We start from the raw sequence: 21727 nt of genomic DNA on the forward strand, positions 1-21727 counted from the left end.
AATATTATCTTACCCAAAGGAGTGGAGATCCCATGCAAAAAGAGTCATGCATCTTCTGCAAAATCGCTCGAAAAGAAGTGCCAGGACACATCGTATTCGAAAATGATCAAGTTTTAGCTTTTCTCGATTTATCACAAGTCACAAAAGGACATACGCTCATCATACCGAAACAACATGCAGATGATCTGTATGACCTTTCTACAGAACAGGCACAGGATGTCTTTGCGACGATTCCACAAATCAGTCGTGCGCTACAACAAGAAACAGGTGCTGCCGGAATGAATCTGTTATCCAACACCGGAAAGGTCGCTGGTCAATCTGTTTCCCACTTCCATCTCCACCTCATTCCTCGCCATGATAAACACGACGGATTCGGGGCTAAATGGGAAGTTCATAACGACGACTACACAGCGGATGAATTGGCTGAACTCGCTCAATCAATCGCCTCGCGGATTTAAGTCTGTTCTTTTTTCTTTTATTCTTAGAGAAATATTGCCGAAATAGGTTTCTTTCATTCAATTTTCGGTAAAATAATATGAAACAAATATTTTAATATTAAAAAGGAGGTTCCACATGTCGAAGCGTCCCGCCCGTAATTGGGTCGCTTTTGGTGCTACGCTATCCCTTGTGACTTTTTATGGTCTGAAGGCGCTTCGCCAAGGTACGAAAAGCGACTCTTCGAACGGTCATCAACGTCGAAATTCTTATTCTACAATCGTAACGAATGTGCAGGATTTGACCCAGGAGGGCAAGAACTTAGTAGAGACAGCCAAATCGTCTGGTATGCACTTCAAAGAGGAAGTCATGCAGAGCGTCTCGGAATACCAATCGGAAGTCCAAGCATCGCTCACGAAAATCCAGTCACTCGCTGATGAAGCGAAACAGGAAGCAGACCAGCTTTCTCCTCAAAAGTAAAGATCCGTTGCTTCGATTTGTTTTTGTATAGTTTGCATTTTGCGCGTTTGAGCCATTGTCACCTTTCGAAAGGATGAGTCAGATATGGAACACGAAAAGTTATATCCTGGACAGGAAGCGTTACTTTACAGTCACAAGATCGTCCAGTTAAGCAAAGCACTATGGAAAACGGTAGAAAAAGATTGGCAAAATTGGATTAAACCCTTTGATTTGAACATCAACGAACACCATATCTTATGGATTTCACATGCTCTTGGTGGCGCATCGATTTCTGAAATCGCAAAATACGGTGTCATGCACGTGTCGACGGCATTTAACTTCTCAAAAAAGTTAGAAGACCGTGGACTATTGACGTTCTCTAAAAAAGAGACGGATAAACGAAATACCTACGTCCAGTTGACGCCTGAAGGAGAATCGCTCTTGCTCGAGACGATTCAAGCTTTCCGTCCTGAAGAAAATGGTGTTTTCCGCGCGTCGCTTCCATTACAGGAGCTATACGGAAAATTCCCTGAACTCACAGACATATCCGCTATCGTTCGGCGTCTGTATGGTGATAGCTTCATGGATATCTTCGCTGAGACGTCGAAGATGATCACAGAAGAAGCAGATCGTCGTCCTCAGGATCCGGTCATGGACTCCATCAAAAAAGCATAACGATGTAAAAGCGTTTTAGCTCTTAGCTAGAATGCTTTTTTTAGGTCTAATTTCCTCATGACAGGGACATTACTACTATGTCTCAAGAGCGTTATTTCCCTCACAATTTCCCATAAAAATTATCCTCAACCGGTTACTTGGATGTGATAGCATGGAAAAGAGCAAGTATCTCTTGTCATGGCAAGATACAGCTGTCAACCAGATGAGAATATGATATGATAAAACGGTTGAAATAAATGGTAAATTAGGGGTGTATGTATGAAAAAGAAATTGTTAGGCGCAGCAGCAGTCGCAAGTGTATTTACGTTAGCAGCATGTGGATCGAATGACGAAGCCGTCATCAATTACAAAGGTGGCGAAGTCAACAAGGCTGACGTCCAAGAAGAAGCATACGAAAAAGCCGGTGCCCAAATTGCTTTCCAGCAAACGATGAACAAATTACTCGAGAAGAAATACGGTAAAGAAGTCACGGATAAAGAAGTGGAAGCAGAAGTCAAGAAAACAAAAGATCAATTCCCGGATAAAGAGCAGTTCAATTCTACATTGAAGTCTGCTGGTATCCAAAACGAAAAAGAATTCGAAAAAGTACTTCGCACACAGATGCTCTTAACAGAAGCGAAATCTGCGAAATCAAAAGTCACGGATAAAGAAATCCAAGAACGCTTCGATCAGGAAAAAGTAGAAGTCAAAGCGAGCCATATCCTCGTTGCGAAAGAATCCGAAGCAAAAGACATCAAAAAACAATTGGATGATGGTGCGGACTTCGCAAAACTTGCAAAAGAGAAATCAACGGATACAGGTAGCGGTGCTAAAGGTGGCGACCTTGGTTACTTCACAAAAGGTAAAATGGTCAAGGAATTCGAAGATTACGCGTTCAAGGATGGCGTTGAAGGTAAAATCTCCGATCCAATCAAAACACAATTCGGTTACCACATCATCAAGGTAGTCGACCGTAAAGAGAAAAAAGACTTCACGCTCGATAAAGAAAAAGCACGGATCAAAAAAGAACTAGCTACTGAAAAAGCGGCACAAGTCAACCCGAACGATATCTATCGTTCACTCATGAAAGAATATAACGTCAAAGTCGAAAACAAAGACTTTAAAGATGCGTTCGATCTAGATAAACAAGAGCAACAACAAATGCAACAACAAATGATGCAACAACAGCAGTAATCAAAAAGGAAGCCGCGGAGGCTTCCTTTTTTACTTTCTATGAGCTTCAAAATTAGCGCACCGTCCGGATTGGTGCCCGTTCGTATTGTTTCGGTAAAGCGACCGTATCCCCTAGCTCTGCAGCCGCGTGGTAAACCCAATACGGCTGGCGCAGCAATTCGCGCGCTAATAGGACAACGTCGGCACGACCGTTACGGACGATGTCTTCTGCATGCGCTGCTGTCGTAATCAATCCGACCGCCCCTGTTGCGATTCCGGTTTCTCGTTTTAACTCTTCCGCATAAGCGACTTGATAGCCCGGATAGACTTCCGGCACCGCATTCGCTACGACAGCACCTGAGCTACAGTCGAGTAAGTCGATGTTGCGTGCTGCTAGTTCTTTCGCAAGTGGAATATAGTCCGTCGCCGTCATCCCCTCTGCTGCATGATCCGCTGCTGAGATCCGGACCCAAATCGAAAGCTTCGAATTGGCCTGAATGCCTTCAATGATCTCTAACAACAAACGCATCCGGTTTTCGGTCGATCCACCATATCGGTCTTCACGTACGTTTGACAGTGGTGAGAGGAACGTGTTCAGTAAATAACCATGAGCACCGTGGATTTCAATGAAATCATAGCCGGCTTGTTCCGCCCGGATGGCACCATCAATGAATTGCTGTTTGATCGTCTCAATTTCATCCAATGTCAGACTCCGCGGATGATCGTATGTGTCATCAAACGGTAAATCACTTGGTGCGACAGGTGGTTTAGCCGTCGTACTTTTACGTCCGGCGTGTGCCAGTTGAATCCCGGCCTTTGCGCCCGCTGCTTTGACTTGATCCGCGATCCGTCTTAATCCGTCGATATGCGCATCGGACCAGATACCGAGATCTCCTGCTGAAATCCGACCATCCGGCGTGACAGCTGTTGCTTCCAGGATGACACCTCCGACACCACCCATTGCACGTGTCGCATAATGTGTGACATGCCAGTCCGTTACCAGTCCATCTTCTTTGGCACTGTACATGCACATCGGTGCCATGATGACCCGATTGCGGAATGTCAATGATCCGAGTTGAATCGCATCAAATAACTTTGTCTTCATCCTTACTTCCCCCTTATAGCTTCGGACGGTAAAAAGCACGATTGTCCAGCGCAAACGACCGCTCCGAGAATTGTCCTGGTTCAACATATTCAAGGAGGCGATCCATCATCGTCATCCGTGCATCGAGGTTATCGATCAAGAACAAAACTTCTGCTTCGCGCATCTGTGGCGCGACGGCAGATCCCCATTCCGGTCGACCGTGATGACTTAAGACGAGATGTTGCAGGACCGTCAGTACTTCTGCGTCGATTTGCAGTTCTGCTCCGACTTTTTCTAGTTCCGCCACCATCATCGTAATATGACCGACGAGTTTTCCAGGTAGCGTATATTCCGGTGTGACCGGATCGGATAACTCCTTGATTTTCGCATAATCGTGCAGAATGATGCCACTGATTAGCACATCACGGTTCAAGGTCGGATAAAGTTTGGCGATTTGATCCGCTAGACGCAACATCGACAGAACATGGTAAGACAGCCCCGAATAAAAAGCATGGTGATTCTTGACCGCTGCCGGATGCGTGAAATAGGCATCGAATCGTGACGTAATCAGATGCTTCACGAGCTTTTTCATGTCACCGTTTTGAATCGATTCGACGAACGCAAGTACTTCCGTTTCAATCTGTTCCCGTGGAATCGGTGCCGATTGGACATAATCTTCGACATTCGTTTCCTCAAGAACCGTGATTTGTTTGAGCTTCAGCTGTGTCCGTCCCCGATAGTCCATCACTTCTCCAGCGGCATGGACGATTGACTTCGGCGCATACTTCTCAAGATCGCTCGTATCCCACATCTTCGTCTCGATTTCGCCTGTCTTATCCGTCAAAATCAAAGTTAAATAGGGCTTCCCGTTCGCTGCGATTCCTTTGACTGCCTGTTTGATCATCGCCCGCTGATCGAGCGTCTCTCCAATCGCTAACTTACCGATTCCTTTCATGTTTGAAACACGTCCTTTATCTGTAAAATAGGTGTCTTTTTGATATTCCATTGACTACACTTAAGGCATATACTATTTCATTCTACTATATGGGAGTCATGAACATGGAACTGGAACCTCAATTTAATTGGTCCCGCTATCTTGATTTAGCTGACTATGAACAAACATTTCCGACGGCTATCGTCGATCAATCCGAAATGGACTGGATCACACAACTGCGCTCCAAAGATATGAACTTCACCCGCTCGGAAAAAGGGGTTCTTTATGGTGCTGTCGTAACATGGCAAAACCCGGTCGATAAAAGCGACCGACGCTCCATCTGCTTTTATGTAACGAAGGAAAAATTCATTACAATCGGACTGTCAGAGTCAATCGTGACACTCATCGCTCCCTATTCACCAGCCCATCCTTTCGCTGCTTTTTATACGATTCTTGCTTTACAGCTGAACACGTATTTTGCCGGCATCGATTTATTTGAGACGGAACTATTCTCAAGACAGGATGAGTTGCGCGGCAGCATCAATGAAGATTCGCTCGATAGTATCTTTGCTTTACGCGATACGATCGAGAACTGGTCCGATTTGATCGTTCCGTTTCAAGAACTCGTCATGGCTGGAGAAGAATCTTTTCTTGAAGAGAAGGACTACTTAGAAGATGTGTCGCTACAGCTTGCCACTAAGCGGGTTCAACGACTATTAATGCTCATCGAACACTATCAAAAGGATATCGAGGTCCTCCTTGACCTCTCGACGACCGTATCGAATTTTCGCGGAAATGAGATTATGAAGGCGCTGACGATCTTCACTGCCGTCGCGACACCGACGATGGCACTCGGTGCGATTTGGGGAATGAACTTTAAAATCATGCCGGAACTGGACTGGAGATATGGATATGCCTTTTCGCTCGGTTTAATCTTTCTCTCGACCGGCAGTATTTTTTATTGGATGCGATGGCGTGGTTGGTTAGGTGCGCTCGTTCGGATGCCAAAAAATAAGCGACCTAAAAAATAGATATCCGAACATAAGTTCGTTATACTAACTATATCACATGAGTTGAGAAGAGAGGTTGATCAGATGGAGCGAAAAATCATTCATATCGATATGGACGCCTTTTACGCTTCCGTCGAGCAACGCGACCGTCCTCGATTAAAAGGTGTACCCGTCGTCGTCGGTGGACCGCCTCATGCACGTGGGGTCGTCGCGACCTGTTCCTATGAAGCACGGAAATACGGCATCCATAGTGCGATGCCGTCAAGACGGGCGTTTCAGCTCTGCCCGCGTGCGGTCTTCATTCGTCCCCGCTTCGAGGTCTATCGTGCCGTCAGCGCCCAAATCATGGCGCTCTTTCGTGAAGTGACATCACTCGTCGAACCCCTCTCGCTTGATGAAGCCTATCTCGACGTCACGGAAAATTATTTTGATCAAAAAAGTGCGACTTATATTGCGCAATATATCCTGCAACAAATTAAAGAACGGACGGGTTTGACAGCCTCTGCCGGGGTCTCCAACTCAAAGCTCGTCGCAAAGGTCGCTTCCGGGTATGAAAAACCGAACGGCTTAACGGTCGTCCCACCAGAAGAGGTACTCGCCTTTTTATCCCCACTGCGAATCGGTGACTTACATGGAGTCGGAAAGGTCACGGAGCAGCTGTTACAAAAACAAGGGATTCAAACGGTGGCTGATGTACAGCAAATGCCCGTCGAACAGCTACGGGCACTCCTTGGTCGCGACCGGGGAACGGATCTGCATGCGATGGCACATGGAATCGATGAACGACCGGTTCGTCCGGAACGCGAGCGAAAATCGATTGGTTCTGAGACGACCTTTGAAGAAGACACGGAAGATATCGATACGATTTTCGAGACGTTGATCCGGGAATCGAAATCAGTCATTGCAACACTGCAGCAGAAAGAACTCGTCTGCCGCACGATTACGATCAAATGGAAGACTGATACATTCCAGTCTCGCTCGAAACGGCATACGTTTATAGAAGAGACGGCGGATGAAGAACGTTTACTTGAGGAAACAACGAAACTGTTCAATGGTATCACTTTCGACGGACCGATCCGCTTGATTGGTATGACGGTCAGTCACCTTACTACTCCTCCGGCTGCGAGACAGCTGACGTGGCAAGATTTGGACTTGCGCTTGTAAAATGAACGGCTATTCATTATACTGAATACAAGACCGATCAGACAAGGGAGGAACAAGTATGCAGTATACGATTACAGTCTTTTCAGATCGTGGTGAAACGTTGCTCGATGACGCCTTCGAAGCAGAGTCGGATGGACAGGCACGAGAAGAAGGGATTCGACGTCTCAATGAGAGTGGATACGCCCATCACGCAGCTCGTGTCACACGTTCAGGTCGTTTGATTCATTTCGAGCGAGCCTACTTGCCACGGATCGTCCCTGCTTCATCTTGAGCGATACATGAAAAAGGAAGACGCGCCAGCTGGCGCGTCTTCCTTTTTCATTACTTATTGAACGTCGTCTTGTTGCTCCATCATTGGCGCGTAGAGCTCTTCTAACGGCTTCATGATGATTTGTGTGACTTCCGTCAACATCGTGTGCATCCGTTGCTCTTCTTGCATCAACTGACTGATCAGTGGGTTGTTTTGTACTTCAAGCATTTTTGTTTGAGCAGACGCCATATCGTCTGGTGTGATTTCTTCACCTTGCATCTGTTTTTGTTGCAATTCAAGTTGGATGTTGCGGAATGAAGCGAACAATTCGTTCGATTCCGGATCCGCGTTAACTTGCGTATACAAATCTTTTAATGTCGTGTACTCCGAAGTTTCACGTAAAGCACGCTCCAGTGTGTACGCGTGATCGTATAAGTTTGTTTCTGCCATGAATAAACCCTCCAATTTGTTTAGACGAGATAGATTCCCGCCTGTATCAACCCAATTAAACCACCTAATAACCCTCCAAGCCAAGTGATAGCCCGGAATTCCCGCTTAGAAATCGAAAGCACGATCTCTTCCAAGTAGGCTGTATCGAGCAGATCGACCTCTTCTCGAACGATCGTTTCAATATCGAGCGTCTGCAAAATCTGACCGAGCTGATTCGTCGTCCGCTCAAACAGATGATCGATGACGACCGGCATATGCTGCCCGAGTATCTGTGACTCGAATGGTTCGAACCAGACGCGAAGCGGTGTATCGAGCATCGTATTAATCGGCAAACGGGTCACGATTTGTTCTTTGACCGTTTGACGGATCCGCGACTCTGTCTCTTCCGTCATGTATGACGATAGCGGGCGATTGAGCCCTTTCTGCCATTCCTGACGTAACAACGATAAAATGAATTGAGCAGTCGACTCTGATTGAAGTACCCGTTTTAACTCCGGTTGAATCATGTCGACGACATTGACATTCGCGAGTAGCATCCCGAACATCCCGCCACCAAGTCGTTGTTGAATGAATCGGGCAACGGTCTCCTCCAGTTGGATACGTCCTTCAGGACTATCAAAATAATCCTCAGCTTGTTGTAAGATGGACGCTACAAGGTGTGGCATGACTTCTTCGATTTTTTGCTCCCCTGCTTCGCCGATCAGTTCCCGTACGGGTTGATCACACCACTTACTCATCAAACGAGTGAATTCCTGTTCCAAATAATAGCTGATTTTACCCTGAATCCGTTGTTTCGGTTCATCGATGAACCGACTGAGCCATGATTCCGTCGTTTCTTCGGAGCGCGTCCATTTCGTGACTTCTTGTTCGACGAGACGAGTGACCGCCTCTCGAACGGCTGGCGATGCAAGACGCTTCCCGATTCCTTCTGGTGTCAGCAGATGTTTAACGACGGTCCGTCCGAGATTTGCTGCGAGCTCATCCCGTCGTTTCGGAATCAGACCAGGTGTGAACGGTACCCGGTATTTGCCGATGTATTTCGGCTCAAGTGGCCGAAACAACATCCGAATCGCCAAATGATTCGTGACAGCACCAATGACGACACCGATAACAACGATTCCGACAAGTTTCAACACGAGTAAAAACGAATCTGACATAAGTTATCATTCCTTCCGATTTTCGACTTATGGTAAAGTCGAGATAGTTATGTACGATTTAGGAGTGATGCCGTGTGTTACGACAATTGATGACTTTATTCAACGATCAGCTTACCACCGACCCGAATCTGTATTGCCAGGAACAGTATAGCGTATATCGCCTCTCAGATGGGCTTTGTTTCGGAATCAAGACGAACGCGATTTCCAAACGGGAGCAACAACTGCTCGATGTATTCGCTGAACGCGTCATCACGACGTCCCGGTCCGATATCGATTTATGGCGCGAGCGTCTCCAATCTGCTCATGCGCTGGAAGACCAGCCCTTTCGGCTCGTTCATTTTTTGTTTGATCCGATCGATGAACGGACGAGTGAAGAGATTCAGCAACTCCTCTCTTCTTTCTTTTCGCAAACGAGCCGGCTCATCCCTTTTAGCACGCACCGTTTTACAGTGATCGAGCGAGAAGATTTTGCAATTGAAGCGGACCTTCATGATTTATTTTTAGCGCTACAATCGGATTTCGTCCTCGACGGAAAGGTGCTGATCGGTCAACAACGTGGCACCGGTGATATCGCCGTTCAGTTCCAACTCGAACAAGCCGCATTAACTTCCGTTCCAGCGATGCACATTGAGCGGTTTCTTCCTGCCATGATACGTCTTGCAGGTTTAGACGAGCGCTACCGGCACTTGCTCATCGAACGATTCCTGACACCTCTTGAAGCAGAGGCGCGCGAGACGGTTCTTGCCTTTTGTCGGGCTAACTTGAATGTCTCCCTGACAGCCAAACATCTATTCCTGCATCGGAACAGTCTCCAGTACCGACTCGACCGTTTGACGGAACAGACGGAAATCGATGTCCGGTCGTTTGAAGGAGCTACTTTCCTTTATACCTTGCTGCTTGTGGCATGATGCCTAATTGAAAACGTTTGCATTTAGTCAGGTTGTCCATAGGCAGACTCCCTGACTTCTTTTATACTAAATCTTGTAAGCGTTATTATTTCATCATTTACATTAGGGGGAACTACACATGGCTGAAATTCGTCTTGAACATATCGATAAAATCTACTCAGGTGATGCAAAAGCGGTTGATGACTTCAACCTTCACATTAAAGATAAAGAATTCATCGTCTTCGTCGGACCATCAGGTTGCGGTAAATCAACGACGCTCCGGATGATCGCTGGGCTCGAAGAAATCTCAGGTGGGGATTTCATCATCGACGGTAAACGCATGAACGATGTAGCGCCAAAAGATCGTGATATCGCGATGGTCTTCCAAAACTACGCGCTGTATCCACACATGAACGTCTTCGATAACATGGCGTTCGGATTAAAGCTTCGGAAGTTCCCAAAAGATGAAATCAAGCAACGCGTCGATAACGCAGCTCGTATCCTTGGTCTTGAAGAATATCTCGAGCGGAAACCAAAAGCGCTTTCTGGTGGTCAGCGTCAACGGGTAGCAATCGGTCGTGCCATCGTCCGGGATGCGAAAGTCTTCTTGATGGATGAACCGCTCTCGAACTTGGATGCAAAATTACGTGTCCAAATGCGGAAAGAAATCATTCAACTGCACAAACGCCTCGAGACGACGACGATCTACGTCACGCACGATCAGACGGAAGCGATGACACTCGCGACACGGATCGTCATCATGAAAGCCGGAATCATTCAACAAGTCGGTACGCCAAAAGAAGTCTACGATCATCCGGACAACATGTTCGTCGCTGGATTCATCGGTTCACCATCGATGAACTTCTTGACGGGTAAACTGGCGGAAGACGGTCTCTTCCATGTTGCAGGAACAGAAGAGAAGTTCGAAGTACCTGAAGGAAAAATGAAAGTTCTCCGCGATCGCGGGTATACGAATAAAGATCTTGTCCTTGGAATCCGTCCAGAAGACATCCATGCGGAACTGATCTATCAAGATACGAAAACAGCACACCGTTTCCCGGCACAGATCGAAGTGTCCGAATTGATGGGGGCAGAGTCTTACCTCTACTCAAAAGTCGGACAACAAGCGTTCACGGCTCGTGTCGACTCACGTTCACACGTCGAGATGGGATCACAGCTTGATCTCTTCTTCGATATGACAAAAGCACACTTCTTCGATGCTGCAACAGAAGCAACGATTCGTTAATTTCACCATCGCTCAGTGACGATGTTTCAGACTGTCCTTTTAAGGGCAGTCTTTTTTATTGACAGACGTTCCTGTAACTTTGTATGATACTGCTTGTAGCTTAAAATTAATCCTATTTGAAAACTAGGAATTGAAATCATTTATTTATAAAGGAGAGAGCGCTATGAAACACGGTTTGAAATTAGCTGTAGCAGCATTATCGACAGCGGGGGTGCTTGCAGCATGCGGCGCTTCGAACGATAACGCAGGTTCTGATAAAGAATCAAAAGTCATTACAGTCGGAACGGAAGCAACATATCCGCCATTTACGTATAAAGAAAAAGGAAAATTGACGGGTTATGACATCGACGTCATGAATGAAGTCGCAAAACGTGCCGGCTATAAAGTCGATTACAAAGCGATGGACTTCAAAGGACTGATCCCAGCACTTGATTCAAAACGAATCGATGTCATCGCGAACCAAATGGGGATTACACCTGAGCGTCAAGAAAAGTACGCTTTCTCTGACGCCTATACGGTCTCGGGTTCAACAATCATCGTCAATAATAAAACAAACGATATCAAGACACTCGACGACTTAAAAGGAAAGACAGTCGGTTCGACACAAGGTTCGCTTTATGCCAAAACAGCTGAAAAAGCAGGCGCTAAAGTGAAATATTATAAAGGTGCGAACCAGGTCTTGAAAGACCTTGAAGCAGGTCGTGTCGATGCAGCGATGAACGACCGTCTCTTCGTCTTGACGGAGCTCAAAAAAGCGGGCTATAAAGTCAAGGCTGTCGGTGAGACATTCGATAAAAACGAGTCGGGCTTCATGATGGCAAAAAACAGTAAGTATGCAGAAGATTTCAATAAAGCACTCGCTGAGATGCAAGAAGACGGCACTCTTGCAAAAATCGGTAAGAAGTACTTCAACGAGGATATCAGTAAGTGAGTGAATTACTGACGATTGTCCGGGATAACTCGGACGTCTACGCAAAGGCGATTGGCACGACCCTTCTAGCAAGTGGTCTCGCCATCGTCTTTGCGCTTATTCTCGGGTTGCTTCTTGCCGTCATGCGTGATAGCCGCCTTGCCGTCTTCAGCGGTTTTGCACGTTTATACGTCTCGTTCTTCCGTGGAACGCCACTCTTGTTGCAAATCTTGATTTTGTATAATGGTCTTGTTGCGCTTCAATTGACTGGATTCCAGGCTCTTGCTTTCGGTTTGTCGCTTCACTTTTCCGCCTATATCTCGGAATCGTTCCGCGCTGCCATCTCCTCTGTCGATCGTGGACAATGGGAAGCAGCTGACTCGCTCGGCATTCCGCGTCGCAAGACATTCAAGGATGTCATCTTGCCGCAAGCATTATCACGAGCCATTCCGCCGCTTTCAAACTCGGTCATCGATATCATCAAGTCGACATCGCTCGGAACGATCGTTGCTGTTGAGGAATTGACGTATGTCTCTGACCAGATTTCAGCGACGACGTATCTTGTCATGCCGTTGCTGCTGTTCTCTGCTGCGATTTATTGGATCATGTCGACCCTTATTCAAAGCTTGCAGCATCGTTTAGAAGCACGTTTCAGTATTCCAGAATGAATTTTCCACACTTGGAACCGTCAGGATTTCAAGTGTGTTTTTTTAGATTTTTTTAGGTTTAGTACTAGGCAATCCGGGAATAATCAAGTATACTAATAAAAATCAGAATTATCTGACAACTTACAAAGGAGCGTGGCCGAGATGAAACAAGTAATTGAAGCTTTCCGTAGACAAGATGCAGAGCAGCGAATTCCAGTGCTACGTCTCGAAATCGATTATGAGCTCAGTACGCTCTTCGATGCGATTCAAGTCAATGACCAAGCTGCTGTATCCGCCAGTAAAGATCGTCTAGATAAATACCGTCAGGAGATGCTTCGCTTAGAAGCTTAACCTCATAGATCCCCCATCTCTCCTCCCCCTTGAGATGGGGCTTTTTTTGTCTGTTTCTGCGTTCGTATACAAATACAGGGGCTGACCTTGGCGTCAACCCCTGTTCGCTTCGCTATAAAAGAATGTGATGAAAGGACGTTCGTTTCACCTTAATCTCAAATTAATCGACGTCACGACCTCGTGATGCCTTCAAAATCTCAAACCACTGCTCGCGTGTCAATGACAGCTTCGTCGATCGAACAGCAGATTCAATGCGTGCAATCTTACCAGAACCAACGATTGGCATGATACGTGCTGGATGCTTGAGCAGCCAGGCATAGGCCACTTCGTCGATTTCCTCTGCTCCGATCGTCTCCGCAATCTCAGCTAATTTTTCCCGTAACGGTGCGTATTGCTCGTCCTTGAAGAGACGGCCGCCCGCAAGCGGACTCCATGCCATCAACGGCATCTCATTTTCATGACAGAGATCAACCGATCCGTCCTCGAAGTGTTTCAGTTCTGAAACCGACAACTCAAGCTGGTTCGTCACGAGCATGAACGGTAAGCGTGACTGAATCAGACTTTGTTGCGCAGGGGTATGGTTCGAGAGACCGAATGTCCGTACCTTCCCTGCGTCTTTTAATTCAACGAATGCCTCCGCGATCTCGTTCGGATCCATCAACGGATCCGGACGGTGAATCAATAACGTATCGATGTATGCGACGCCGAGTTCGTGAAGCGAGCGGTTCACTTGCTTGATGATATGCTCTTTCGTCGTATCATAATACGATAGCGATTGATCCGAGAAGTGATTCCCCTTCATCTTGATGCCCGTTTTCGTGACGATTTCCATCCGGTCACGTAGCTCCGGTTTTAAGGCGAGTGCTTCCCCGAATAAGCGTTCATTCGTGTAATCACCGTAGATGTCGGCGTGATCAAACGTCGTAATCCCTAAAGCAAGACAGGCTTCGATCAATTCGAGACGCTCTTCCTTCGTCATCTCCCATTCATTCAGTCGCCATAAACCATGAATGATGCGTGAGAATGATAAATCTTCTGTTAACTGAATCCGTTCCATCTGTCCTTCACTCCCCTATTGTATAAACTCTATCTCGTTTACTGTACCTCAAAATGGTACCGGTTGCACGAATTTCACTTTTTAATGCGTTGAGACAAAAAACAGGAACCCGTCGACGACGGGTTCCTGTGTAAGACTTATTGAATTTGTTCGACTTCTTGCATGACTTCGTCTTCAATTTGCTGACGTTTTCGTGTCGTCTCGTCAGCATCAGGTGACGTGACGCTGAAGTAGAATTTGATCTTCGGTTCCGTACCTGATGGACGAAGGCAGAACCATGACCCATCGCTGAGCGTGAACTTCAGCACGTTGGATTTCGGCAAATTGATTGGTGAAGGTTGATGTGTCTTCAAATCGTGCGCAATGCTCGCATCGTAGTCTTCGAACAAGACGACCTGTTCTCCCGCCACTTGTTTTGGTGGATTCTCACGGAATGTATCCATGATACGACCGATTTGCGCCACACCGTCCTTCCCTTTAAGTGTAAGCGAACGGAGTGATTCTTCGAAGTACCCGAACTGCTCATAAATCGCTTGTAAGGCCTCATAGAGCGTTCGTCCTTCTTTCTTATGGTACGCAGCCATCTCAGCAGCTAACAAGCATGCTTGGACGGCATCCTTATCGCGACAGAAGTCACCGATGAGGTACCCGTAACTTTCTTCGTATCCGAAGAGGTATTCGTATTCACCCGATGCATTGTATTGTTTGATTTTTTCCCCGATGAACTTAAAGCCTGTCAACGTGTTCTCGACGTGGAGATCATAGTGACGTGCGATCAATGCGCCAAGTTCTGACGTAACGATCGTTTTCGCAACGAAACCATTCGCCGGCAGTGTTCCCTGCGCCGCTTTTTGTGACAGGATATAGTCGAGCAGCAACGCGCCTGTCTGATTCCCTGTCAAAACGGTCCATTCGCCGTTTTCATCACGCGTCGCAACCCCGACACGGTCAGCATCCGGATCCGTCGCAATCAAGATATCGGCATCCGCCCGGTCACCGTATTCGATGGCGAGCTTAAAGGCAGCATGTTCTTCCGGATTCGGTGACGTCACGGTCGGGAACGCACCGTTCGGCTCCGCCTGTTCCTTCACGACTGTCACATGTTCGAAACCATACCGTTTCAACCCTTCTGTTACCGGAACAAGACCTGTTCCGTGAAGCGGTGTAAAGACGATTTTTAAAGGATCCGTTAATTCTGATTGAATCGAAGGTAAGACACGAATCGTCTGTAATTGTTCTTGGTATGCGTCGTCGAGTTCTTCTCCGACGCGGACAATCAAGCCGTTCGCACGAAGGACTTCTTCCGACTCAAGTTCAATCGATAACTCATCTTCGATTTGGCTGACGTACGAAACGAGTTCATCCGCTTCTTTTGGTGGAAGTTGACCACCATCGTCGCCGTAGACTTTATAACCATTGTATTCTGGTGGATTGTGACTCGCCGTGATGACGATCCCGCCTGCTGCCTGTAAAGAACGAACGGCAAACGAAAGTTCTGGTGTCGGACGTAGACCGTCGAAGAGATACGCTTTAATCCCGTTACTTGCAAGCGTCCGTGCTGCTTCAAGCGCAAACTCTGGTGAAAAATGGCGTGAATCATGCGCGATGACGATTCCTTTTGCTGCCGCTTCTTCTCCCGATGCTTTAATGAAGGCCGCAAACCCTTGTGATGCCTTTCGGACCGTATAGACATTCATCCGGTTTGTTCCGACACCGATTTCTCCGCGCATGCCACCTGTTCCAAATTCGAGTTCTTTGTAGAAGGCCTCTTCGGCTGCTTTTTCATCCGTTGCTAACGTGACTAATTCTTCTTTTAATGTACTGTCGAGATCAGTGAACTGATCCCATTTTTGATAGGTTTCTTTCCATGACATGGTAAATCGACTCCTTTTTTAATGAGGGTAAGACTTGCGATGATGCGACACCTTTCATATGATTAACACTAGAAAGGTTAGGTGATGAGGCATGTTTCCCACGATTCAAATGGCAGACTTACAGCAACTCGTCCGAACGGATCAGATTCGCTGGTTCGACTGCCGGTATGACTTACAACAACCTGAATATGGTCGGAATGCGTTCTCGCAGCAACATGTCGAAGGCGCACAACATCTCGATTTAATGACCGATTTATCTGGTCCGCTCGACGACGTCGGCGGTCGGCATCCACTTCCGTCAAAGGAAGCATGGCAACAGACACTTGAACAACATGGTGTCACCCCGGAAGACTTCGTCGTCCTGTATGATGACGGTTTTCCATACGCAGCACGTGCGTGGTGGTTGTTTAAGTGGATTGGACATGAACGCGTCGTCGTTCTAGAAGGAGGCTTCTCTGCTTACCTGGCGTTCGACCTTCCGGTGACAGACGAGATCACCCGCTACCCGTCTTCACATTATCCGCCTCGTTTCCAAGATGAGATGCTTGTTTCATTCGATCAATTAAAAGAGCAACTTTCAGAAACACTACTCGTTGATTCACGTGCCCCAGACCGCTATCGCGGTGAAGTAGAACCGCTCGATCGAGTCGCCGGACATATTCCCGGTGCCGTCAACTGTTACTTCGAACAAGCATTATCACCAGAAGGAAGATTGCGGGATGCGGAAGACTTAAAAGAACTGTATGCCGACATCTTACCGATCGAAGCGCCGATCCTCTATTGCGGTAGCGGTGTGACGGCATGCGTCAATGTCATCGCTCTTCATTCACTCGGAAAAACCGATGTCCGGCTCTATGCTGGCTCTTACAGTGATTGGGTCAGCCGTGACCAGGACGTCTCAACTTCGTAAAAGCAAGACACAGACAGAACTATCTGTCGGTGTCTTTTTTTGTTTTACAGTTGAATCGGCTTGATATTCCAGATCGCATTCGCATACTCTTTGATCGTTCGATCACTTGAGAAGACACCTGACCGGGCAATGTTCAGGATGACTCGTTTATACCATTCCTCCGGTTGTTGATACATCCGGTCGATTCGTTCCTGTGCCTGTTGATACGACAAGAAATCCTTCAGGATCAGATACTCATCATTATACGTCAATAACGAATCATAAATCGCTTGGAATTCACCCGGTGCGAACAACGTGCCGTCGACAAGGCTATCGACGATCCGCCGTAACTCCGGCTGGGCACTGTATTGGTCATACGCACTATAACCACCGTATTTTTTGTAATTCATGACTTCCTGTGGTGTTAATCCAAAGATGAAGATATTTGGATCACCGACCTCGTCTCGAATCTCGATATTCGCTCCATCGAGTGTTCCGATCGTCAAGGCACCATTCATCATGAACTTCATATTTCCTGTTCCTGATGCTTCATAACTTGCAGTTGAAATCTGTTCACTGACGTCACTTGCCGGGAAAATTTTCTCTGCAAGCGATACCCGGTAGTTTTCAAGGAAGACGACTTTCAAGTATGGACTGACGTCTGGATCCTGATTGATCAAGCGAGCTAACGCATTGATATAACGAATGACTTCTTTTGCATAATGATAGCCCGGCGCCGCTTTGGCACCAAAAATGAATGTCCGCGGTGTCATCGTAAACGACCGGTCTTCCTTCAGGCGGTAATACAAGGAATGAATGTGTAACGCATTCAAAAGCTGTCGTTTATACGCATGCAGCCGTTTGACTTGAACATCAAAAATCGACGTCGGATCCACCGTAATTCCGGTCTCTTTTTCAATCAGCGTTGCCAGTTCTTCTTTACGCTTCCGTTTAATCCGGGCGATATCCTTCTGTAGCACCGAATCCTCTGCCCACTTCGTCAAATGTTGCAAATCGGACGGATGATGAATCCAACTATCTCCGATTGCTTCAGTCACGCGCTCAGCCAGTAACGGGTTCGAAGAGAGGAACCAGCGTCTGTGCGTAATGCCATTCGTCTTATTATTGAAGCGGAGCGGGAACATCTCATAGAATAACCGCATCTCCCGTTGCTTCAGGATTTCAGTATGGATTTGTGCGACACCGTTCGTTGAATGTGTGCCGACGACAGCCAAGTTCGCCATATTGATTCGGTCATCCGCAATGATGGCAATATCGCGCATATGCGCTTCCATGTGCGGATAATTCGCAAGGACATCCTTGCAGAACCGTCGATTGATCTCTTCGATGATGAGATAAATGCGTGGCAAGAGACGACGGAACAGCTCGACCGGCCAGCGCTCGAGCGCTTCCGATAACAGGGTATGGTTCGTAAACGACATGACACTTTTCGTGATCCGCCACGCTTCTTCCCAGCCATATCCTTCTTCATCGACAAGAATTCGCATCAATTCCGGAATGGCGACGACCGGATGTGTATCGTTGATATGAATCGCGATATGATTGCCGAGCTGTTTCAATGAATGGTTTCTTTTCTTGAAGGACGTCAGGATACTCCGTAATCCCGCAGAAACGAAAAAGTATTGTTGCTTCAGACGTAGTTCTTTTCCTTCATAAGTCGTATCATCTGGATACAAAAATTCAGAAATCGTCTGAATCGATTGTTTATGTGCCAGCAAATCCTTATAGTTTCCGCGATATTGACTAAGTAATTCATCGTCATCGAGCGGCGACTCCGCACTCCAAAGTCTGAGATTATTGACGATCCCGTTTTGGTACCCGACGATTGGCATATCATAGGGAACCGCACGAACGATTTCCGCTGGTTCGTGATGGACACGATACCCATCACCGACTTCTTCAAGCCAGACATGTCCGCCGAAAGGAACGTCGACCGCTTTATCGGATCGTCTGATTTCCCACATGTTGCCGTTCTTCAACCAATTATCCGGTAACTCGACTTGATAGCCGTCGATGATTTTTTGTTTGAACAGACCATATTGATAACGAATTCCGTTTCCATGTCCCGGAAGACCGAGTGCTGCCAAGGAATCGAGGAAACAAGCCGCTAGACGACCGAGTCCGCCGTTTCCGAGTCCTGGTTCCGGTTCTTCTTCCGTCAAATCGCTAAGTGTATAACCGAGTTCGCCGAGCCCCCGCTCGACATCCTTCAGGACATCGAGGCTTAATAAATTGTTATGCAGAAAACGCCCGAGTAAAAACTCGAGGGAAAAATAATAGACTTGCTTACTTTTTTTATGAATATACGTTTCCTTCGTGCGGAGCCAATCCGTCGTAACCGTCTCACGCACCATATAGGCAAGCGTCTGATAGATATCATTTTCAGTTGCTTCCGTAATCGCCTTGCCATGCATTGAAACGAAACGTTCCGTAAACCTCTCCTTGAACTTCTCTTTATCTTTGAACATGCAGTAACCCCTTTTCCCAGTGACACGATCAAGTGGCAGACGGTGCAATCAAGCGATACAGCGCTAAGTATTCGTCCGCTGAGCGTAACCAACTGAAATCTTCGTTCATCGCTGTCTCGATCAGATGCTGAAAGACCGGTTCATCGTGATAGACCTCGATGGTACGCTTAATCGCTTCCAAAAACTCATGTGCATTATAATTCGCGAAGGAGAAGCCGTTTCCTTCTAAGGTGAACTGATTGAACGGTTTAACCGTATCGCGAAGTCCGCCTGTTTCTCGTACGACCGGTAGACAGCCGTACTTCATTGAAATCAGTTGGCTCAGACCACATGGCTCAAAACGGGACGGCATCAGGAATGCATCGCTCCCGGCATAAATACGCTGGGCGAGTCCGACATCGAATCCAATATAAGACGCAACCTTATCGGGACGAATCGACGTTGCATGATGGAACAGCCCTTCATATTCTGCTTCCCCAGATCCAAGAATGATGAACTGGGCATCGAGTTCGAATAAATCCGGCAAGATGTGAGCAAGCAAATCAATTCCTTTTTGATCGACGAGCCGTGAGACGAACCCAAACAGCGGGACATCCGGATTAATCGGAAGACCTACTTCTTCTTGCAGCGCAGCCTTATTTTCAGCCTTTCCTTCCGTGAAGGTATCAACCGAATAATTTGCGACAAGATGCGCATCATGGGCCGGATCGAACTGACGGTAGTCGATTCCATTCAAAATCCCGCGGACGTCAACAGCACGATGTTGCAAGACAGGCTCAAGCGTCTCCCCATAATACGGATCCATGATTTCATCACGATAGGACGGACTGACCGTCGTGATTTGGTTCGAATGGACGAGTCCGGCTTTCATGTAATTGACGAGACCGTTATGAGCGATACCGTCCGCCGTGAAATGCTCTTGACTCAATCCAAGCAAGTCCCCAAGTACTTCTTCCGGGAAGACTCCTTGGTACTGAAGGTTGTGGATCGTAAAGACCGTCTTGATGTCCTGATAGCGCTCCAGATGTTGATAATGAATCCGCAGGAATGCTGGTACGACACCCGTCTGCCAATCGTGACAATGGATGACGTCCGGAACATCCTCTCGGTCGACATGTTGGATCATTTCAAGGACAGCGCGCGAGAAGTAGGCGAATCGCTCCGCATCATCATAATGTCCATAAATGACACCATCTCGTTTAAAGTAATATTCATTATCGATGAAATAAAACGTCACACCATCCTGTTTCAGGCGGAGGACTGCACCGAATTGCTGACGCCAGCCGACCGGAACGATGAAATCGAATAAGAATTCCATCTCTGATTTGTATTGCTCCTTGATTTGACCATAATTGGGCAAGACGACTGAAACGTCCGCCCCTTCCTCAGCAAGCGCTAAGGGGAGCGAGCCGACAACGTCAGCTAGCCCCCCTGTCTTGATGAAGGGTGTCGCTTCCGTGGCAGCAAACCATACCTTCATAAGTGACATCTCCTTTAAACGATTGTTTGTTTTTTAATGACGATCGGCTCTTCTGCCGTACCGCGAATGACTTGACCGCGTTTGACGGTGACTTCCTTATCGAGAATCGCATACTCGACGACTGCCCCTTCTTCGATGACCGATTTTTGCATGATGATCGAATTTTTAATGCGGGCGTGTTTTCCGACTTTGACTCCGCGGAATAAAATACTGTCTGTCGTCGTCCCTTCTAACTTACAGCCATTGGCGACGAGTGAGTTCTTGATAGCAGAACCCGGTAAATAACGCGTTGGCGGCTCATGCTTGATTTTTGTATAGACATGCTGGAAGTCATTGATTGCGCCCCATTGCTCAAGCAACAGCATACTCTCACGGTAGTACGAGCGAAGCGAATGGATGACTTGCGACGTCCCACGGTATTCATATCCATGTACATGTAGGCGATTCAATTGTGAGCGAATGATGCTTTGTAGCAAATCGTATTCACCGCGTGCAATCGCTTCGTCGATCAATCGGACGAACAGATTCTTCGACAGGACGACGGTCTCCATGTAGAACGTCTCGTCCGTCGGCTGGAAGCCGCGGGATCCGATTGCTGTCACGCGATTTTGATCGCCGAAACGAATCGGACGACAATATTTACAAGGCAACTCACGTTTCGTGTAAACGACTGTAATATCCGCATTCGATTCTTTATGTTCGCGCAAGACATCGCGATAATCTACCGCTGATAAGATATTCGAACCAGAGACGACGACATAATTTTCTTTACTCCGCAGGAAGAAATCACGGTGAAGATGGAAATTGGACAAATCTCCCCGGAATTCATTCGCATCTTGAGTCAAGGCAGGTGGGAAGATGTACAGACCGCCATTTGACCGGTCAAGATCCCATTCCTTACCGGACCCTAGATGATCCATCATCCCGCGGTACTTTTCAAGAGTGAAGATACCGATGTTTGCGATATCATTTTGAACCATGTTCGTTAATGTAAAATCGATCAACCGATAACGACCGGCAAATGGAACTGCCGCTAAGTTACGATGCTCCGTCAATTCCTTGAAAAATCCTTCTTCGCCACTCAGATTAATGACACCTAATAAATCGACCTTCATCTCGTATATCCC

At 47.1% G+C, this 21727-nt stretch carries 22 protein-coding genes; 13 read left to right on the forward strand and 9 right to left on the reverse strand.

Features of this window, described 5'->3' with window-relative positions; all coding sequences use genetic code 11:
* Positions 1-32 precede the first annotated feature (32 nt).
* From ACRPK8_RS11530 to ACRPK8_RS11545, 4 genes are all read left to right on the forward strand, one after another.
* On the forward strand, positions 33-458 hold the full coding sequence (locus ACRPK8_RS11530; RefSeq protein ID WP_432238348.1) for an HIT family protein: 426 nt from the start codon (positions 33-35) through the stop codon (positions 456-458).
* A 115-nt stretch (positions 459-573) separates the two neighbouring features.
* Positions 574-915 (forward strand): hypothetical protein, encoded by a 342-nt coding sequence (locus ACRPK8_RS11535; protein ID WP_432238349.1) that lies wholly within the window; start codon positions 574-576, stop codon positions 913-915.
* A gap of 84 nt (positions 916-999) precedes the next feature.
* Complete coding sequence (locus tag ACRPK8_RS11540) at positions 1000-1569, forward strand: HTH-type transcriptional regulator Hpr (protein ID WP_023467344.1); 570 nt, start codon at positions 1000-1002, stop codon at positions 1567-1569.
* Between the two features lie 258 nt (positions 1570-1827).
* Complete coding sequence (locus ACRPK8_RS11545; protein ID WP_432238350.1) at positions 1828-2742, forward strand: peptidylprolyl isomerase; 915 nt, start codon at positions 1828-1830, stop codon at positions 2740-2742.
* Between the two features lie 52 nt (positions 2743-2794).
* On the opposite strand, the gene namA is transcribed toward ACRPK8_RS11545, so the two are convergent.
* Positions 2795-3826 carry an NADPH dehydrogenase NamA gene (gene namA, locus ACRPK8_RS11550; RefSeq protein WP_432238351.1) on the reverse strand — a complete coding sequence of 344 codons (1032 nt, stop codon included), beginning with the start codon at positions 3824-3826 and terminating at the stop codon, positions 2795-2797.
* Positions 3827-3839: 13 nt separating this feature from the next.
* On the reverse strand, positions 3840-4760 hold the full coding sequence (locus tag ACRPK8_RS11555; protein ID WP_432238352.1) for an HD domain-containing protein: 921 nt from the start codon (positions 4758-4760) through the stop codon (positions 3840-3842).
* Positions 4761-4864: 104 nt separating this feature from the next.
* Between ACRPK8_RS11555 and ACRPK8_RS11560 the strand changes: the two genes are divergently transcribed.
* From ACRPK8_RS11560 to ACRPK8_RS11570, 3 genes are all read left to right on the forward strand, one after another.
* A complete protein-coding gene (locus ACRPK8_RS11560; RefSeq protein WP_432238353.1) occupies positions 4865-5770 on the forward strand; it encodes a magnesium transporter CorA family protein in 906 nt (301 codons plus the stop codon).
* Positions 5771-5833: 63 nt separating this feature from the next.
* Positions 5834-6913, forward strand: a complete 1080-nt coding sequence (gene dinB / locus ACRPK8_RS11565) for a DNA polymerase IV (RefSeq protein ID WP_432238354.1) — start codon at positions 5834-5836, stop codon at positions 6911-6913.
* Positions 6914-6971: 58 nt separating this feature from the next.
* Complete coding sequence (locus tag ACRPK8_RS11570; RefSeq protein WP_432238355.1) at positions 6972-7184, forward strand: YhzD family protein; 213 nt, start codon at positions 6972-6974, stop codon at positions 7182-7184.
* 54 nt (positions 7185-7238) lie between these two features.
* Here the strand turns inward: ACRPK8_RS11570 and ACRPK8_RS11575 are convergent, their stop codons facing one another.
* Positions 7239-7613, reverse strand: a complete 375-nt coding sequence (locus ACRPK8_RS11575) for a YlbF family regulator (protein ID WP_023467337.1) — start codon at positions 7611-7613, stop codon at positions 7239-7241.
* A gap of 20 nt (positions 7614-7633) precedes the next feature.
* Complete coding sequence (locus tag ACRPK8_RS11580; protein ID WP_432238356.1) at positions 7634-8770, reverse strand: DUF445 domain-containing protein; 1137 nt, start codon at positions 8768-8770, stop codon at positions 7634-7636.
* A gap of 74 nt (positions 8771-8844) precedes the next feature.
* Between ACRPK8_RS11580 and ACRPK8_RS11585 the strand changes: the two genes are divergently transcribed.
* From ACRPK8_RS11585 to ACRPK8_RS11605, 5 genes are all read left to right on the forward strand, one after another.
* Positions 8845-9678 carry a PucR family transcriptional regulator gene (locus ACRPK8_RS11585; RefSeq protein ID WP_432238357.1) on the forward strand — a complete coding sequence of 278 codons (834 nt, stop codon included), beginning with the start codon at positions 8845-8847 and terminating at the stop codon, positions 9676-9678.
* Positions 9679-9796: 118 nt separating this feature from the next.
* The gene (locus ACRPK8_RS11590; protein ID WP_432238358.1) at positions 9797-10903 is read left to right on the forward strand and encodes an ABC transporter ATP-binding protein; all 1107 of its coding nucleotides are present in this window, start codon (positions 9797-9799) and stop codon (positions 10901-10903) included.
* A gap of 163 nt (positions 10904-11066) precedes the next feature.
* Positions 11067-11834, forward strand: coding sequence for a transporter substrate-binding domain-containing protein (locus ACRPK8_RS11595; RefSeq protein ID WP_432238359.1), 768 nt, complete (start codon positions 11067-11069; stop codon positions 11832-11834).
* Positions 11831-12481: an amino acid ABC transporter permease gene (locus ACRPK8_RS11600; RefSeq protein ID WP_432238360.1), complete on the forward strand. Its 651-nt coding sequence runs from the start codon at positions 11831-11833 to the stop codon at positions 12479-12481. Before ACRPK8_RS11595 ends, ACRPK8_RS11600 begins: the two co-directional genes overlap by 4 nt.
* 141 nt (positions 12482-12622) lie before the next feature.
* Complete coding sequence (locus ACRPK8_RS11605; RefSeq protein WP_053452628.1) at positions 12623-12811, forward strand: hypothetical protein; 189 nt, start codon at positions 12623-12625, stop codon at positions 12809-12811.
* A 160-nt stretch (positions 12812-12971) separates the two neighbouring features.
* Here the strand turns inward: ACRPK8_RS11605 and ACRPK8_RS11610 are convergent, their stop codons facing one another.
* The gene (locus ACRPK8_RS11610) at positions 12972-13868 is read right to left on the reverse strand and encodes an aldo/keto reductase (protein WP_432238361.1); all 897 of its coding nucleotides are present in this window, start codon (positions 13866-13868) and stop codon (positions 12972-12974) included.
* A 137-nt stretch (positions 13869-14005) separates the two neighbouring features.
* Complete coding sequence (locus ACRPK8_RS11615) at positions 14006-15742, reverse strand: phospho-sugar mutase (RefSeq protein WP_432238362.1); 1737 nt, start codon at positions 15740-15742, stop codon at positions 14006-14008.
* A 91-nt stretch (positions 15743-15833) separates the two neighbouring features.
* On the opposite strand from ACRPK8_RS11615, the gene ACRPK8_RS11620 reads away from it, so the two are divergent.
* On the forward strand, positions 15834-16652 hold the full coding sequence (locus ACRPK8_RS11620; RefSeq protein ID WP_432238363.1) for a sulfurtransferase: 819 nt from the start codon (positions 15834-15836) through the stop codon (positions 16650-16652).
* 44 nt (positions 16653-16696) lie between these two features.
* Here the strand turns inward: ACRPK8_RS11620 and ACRPK8_RS11625 are convergent, their stop codons facing one another.
* The 3 genes from ACRPK8_RS11625 to glgD are packed head-to-tail and all read right to left on the reverse strand — an operon-like array spanning position 16697 to position 21715.
* The gene (locus ACRPK8_RS11625; RefSeq protein ID WP_432238364.1) at positions 16697-19120 is read right to left on the reverse strand and encodes a glycogen/starch/alpha-glucan phosphorylase; all 2424 of its coding nucleotides are present in this window, start codon (positions 19118-19120) and stop codon (positions 16697-16699) included.
* 28 nt (positions 19121-19148) lie between these two features.
* Positions 19149-20600, reverse strand: a complete 1452-nt coding sequence (gene glgA, locus ACRPK8_RS11630) for a glycogen synthase GlgA (RefSeq protein ID WP_432238365.1) — start codon at positions 20598-20600, stop codon at positions 19149-19151.
* Positions 20601-20614: 14 nt separating this feature from the next.
* Positions 20615-21715 (reverse strand): glucose-1-phosphate adenylyltransferase subunit GlgD, encoded by a 1101-nt coding sequence (glgD, locus tag ACRPK8_RS11635; RefSeq protein ID WP_432238366.1) that lies wholly within the window; start codon positions 21713-21715, stop codon positions 20615-20617.
* Positions 21716-21727 lie beyond the last annotated feature (12 nt).

This window comes from Exiguobacterium sp. TDN 0502 (genome assembly GCF_050846835.1).
GTDB lineage: Bacteria > Bacillota > Bacilli > Exiguobacteriales > Exiguobacteriaceae > Exiguobacterium_A.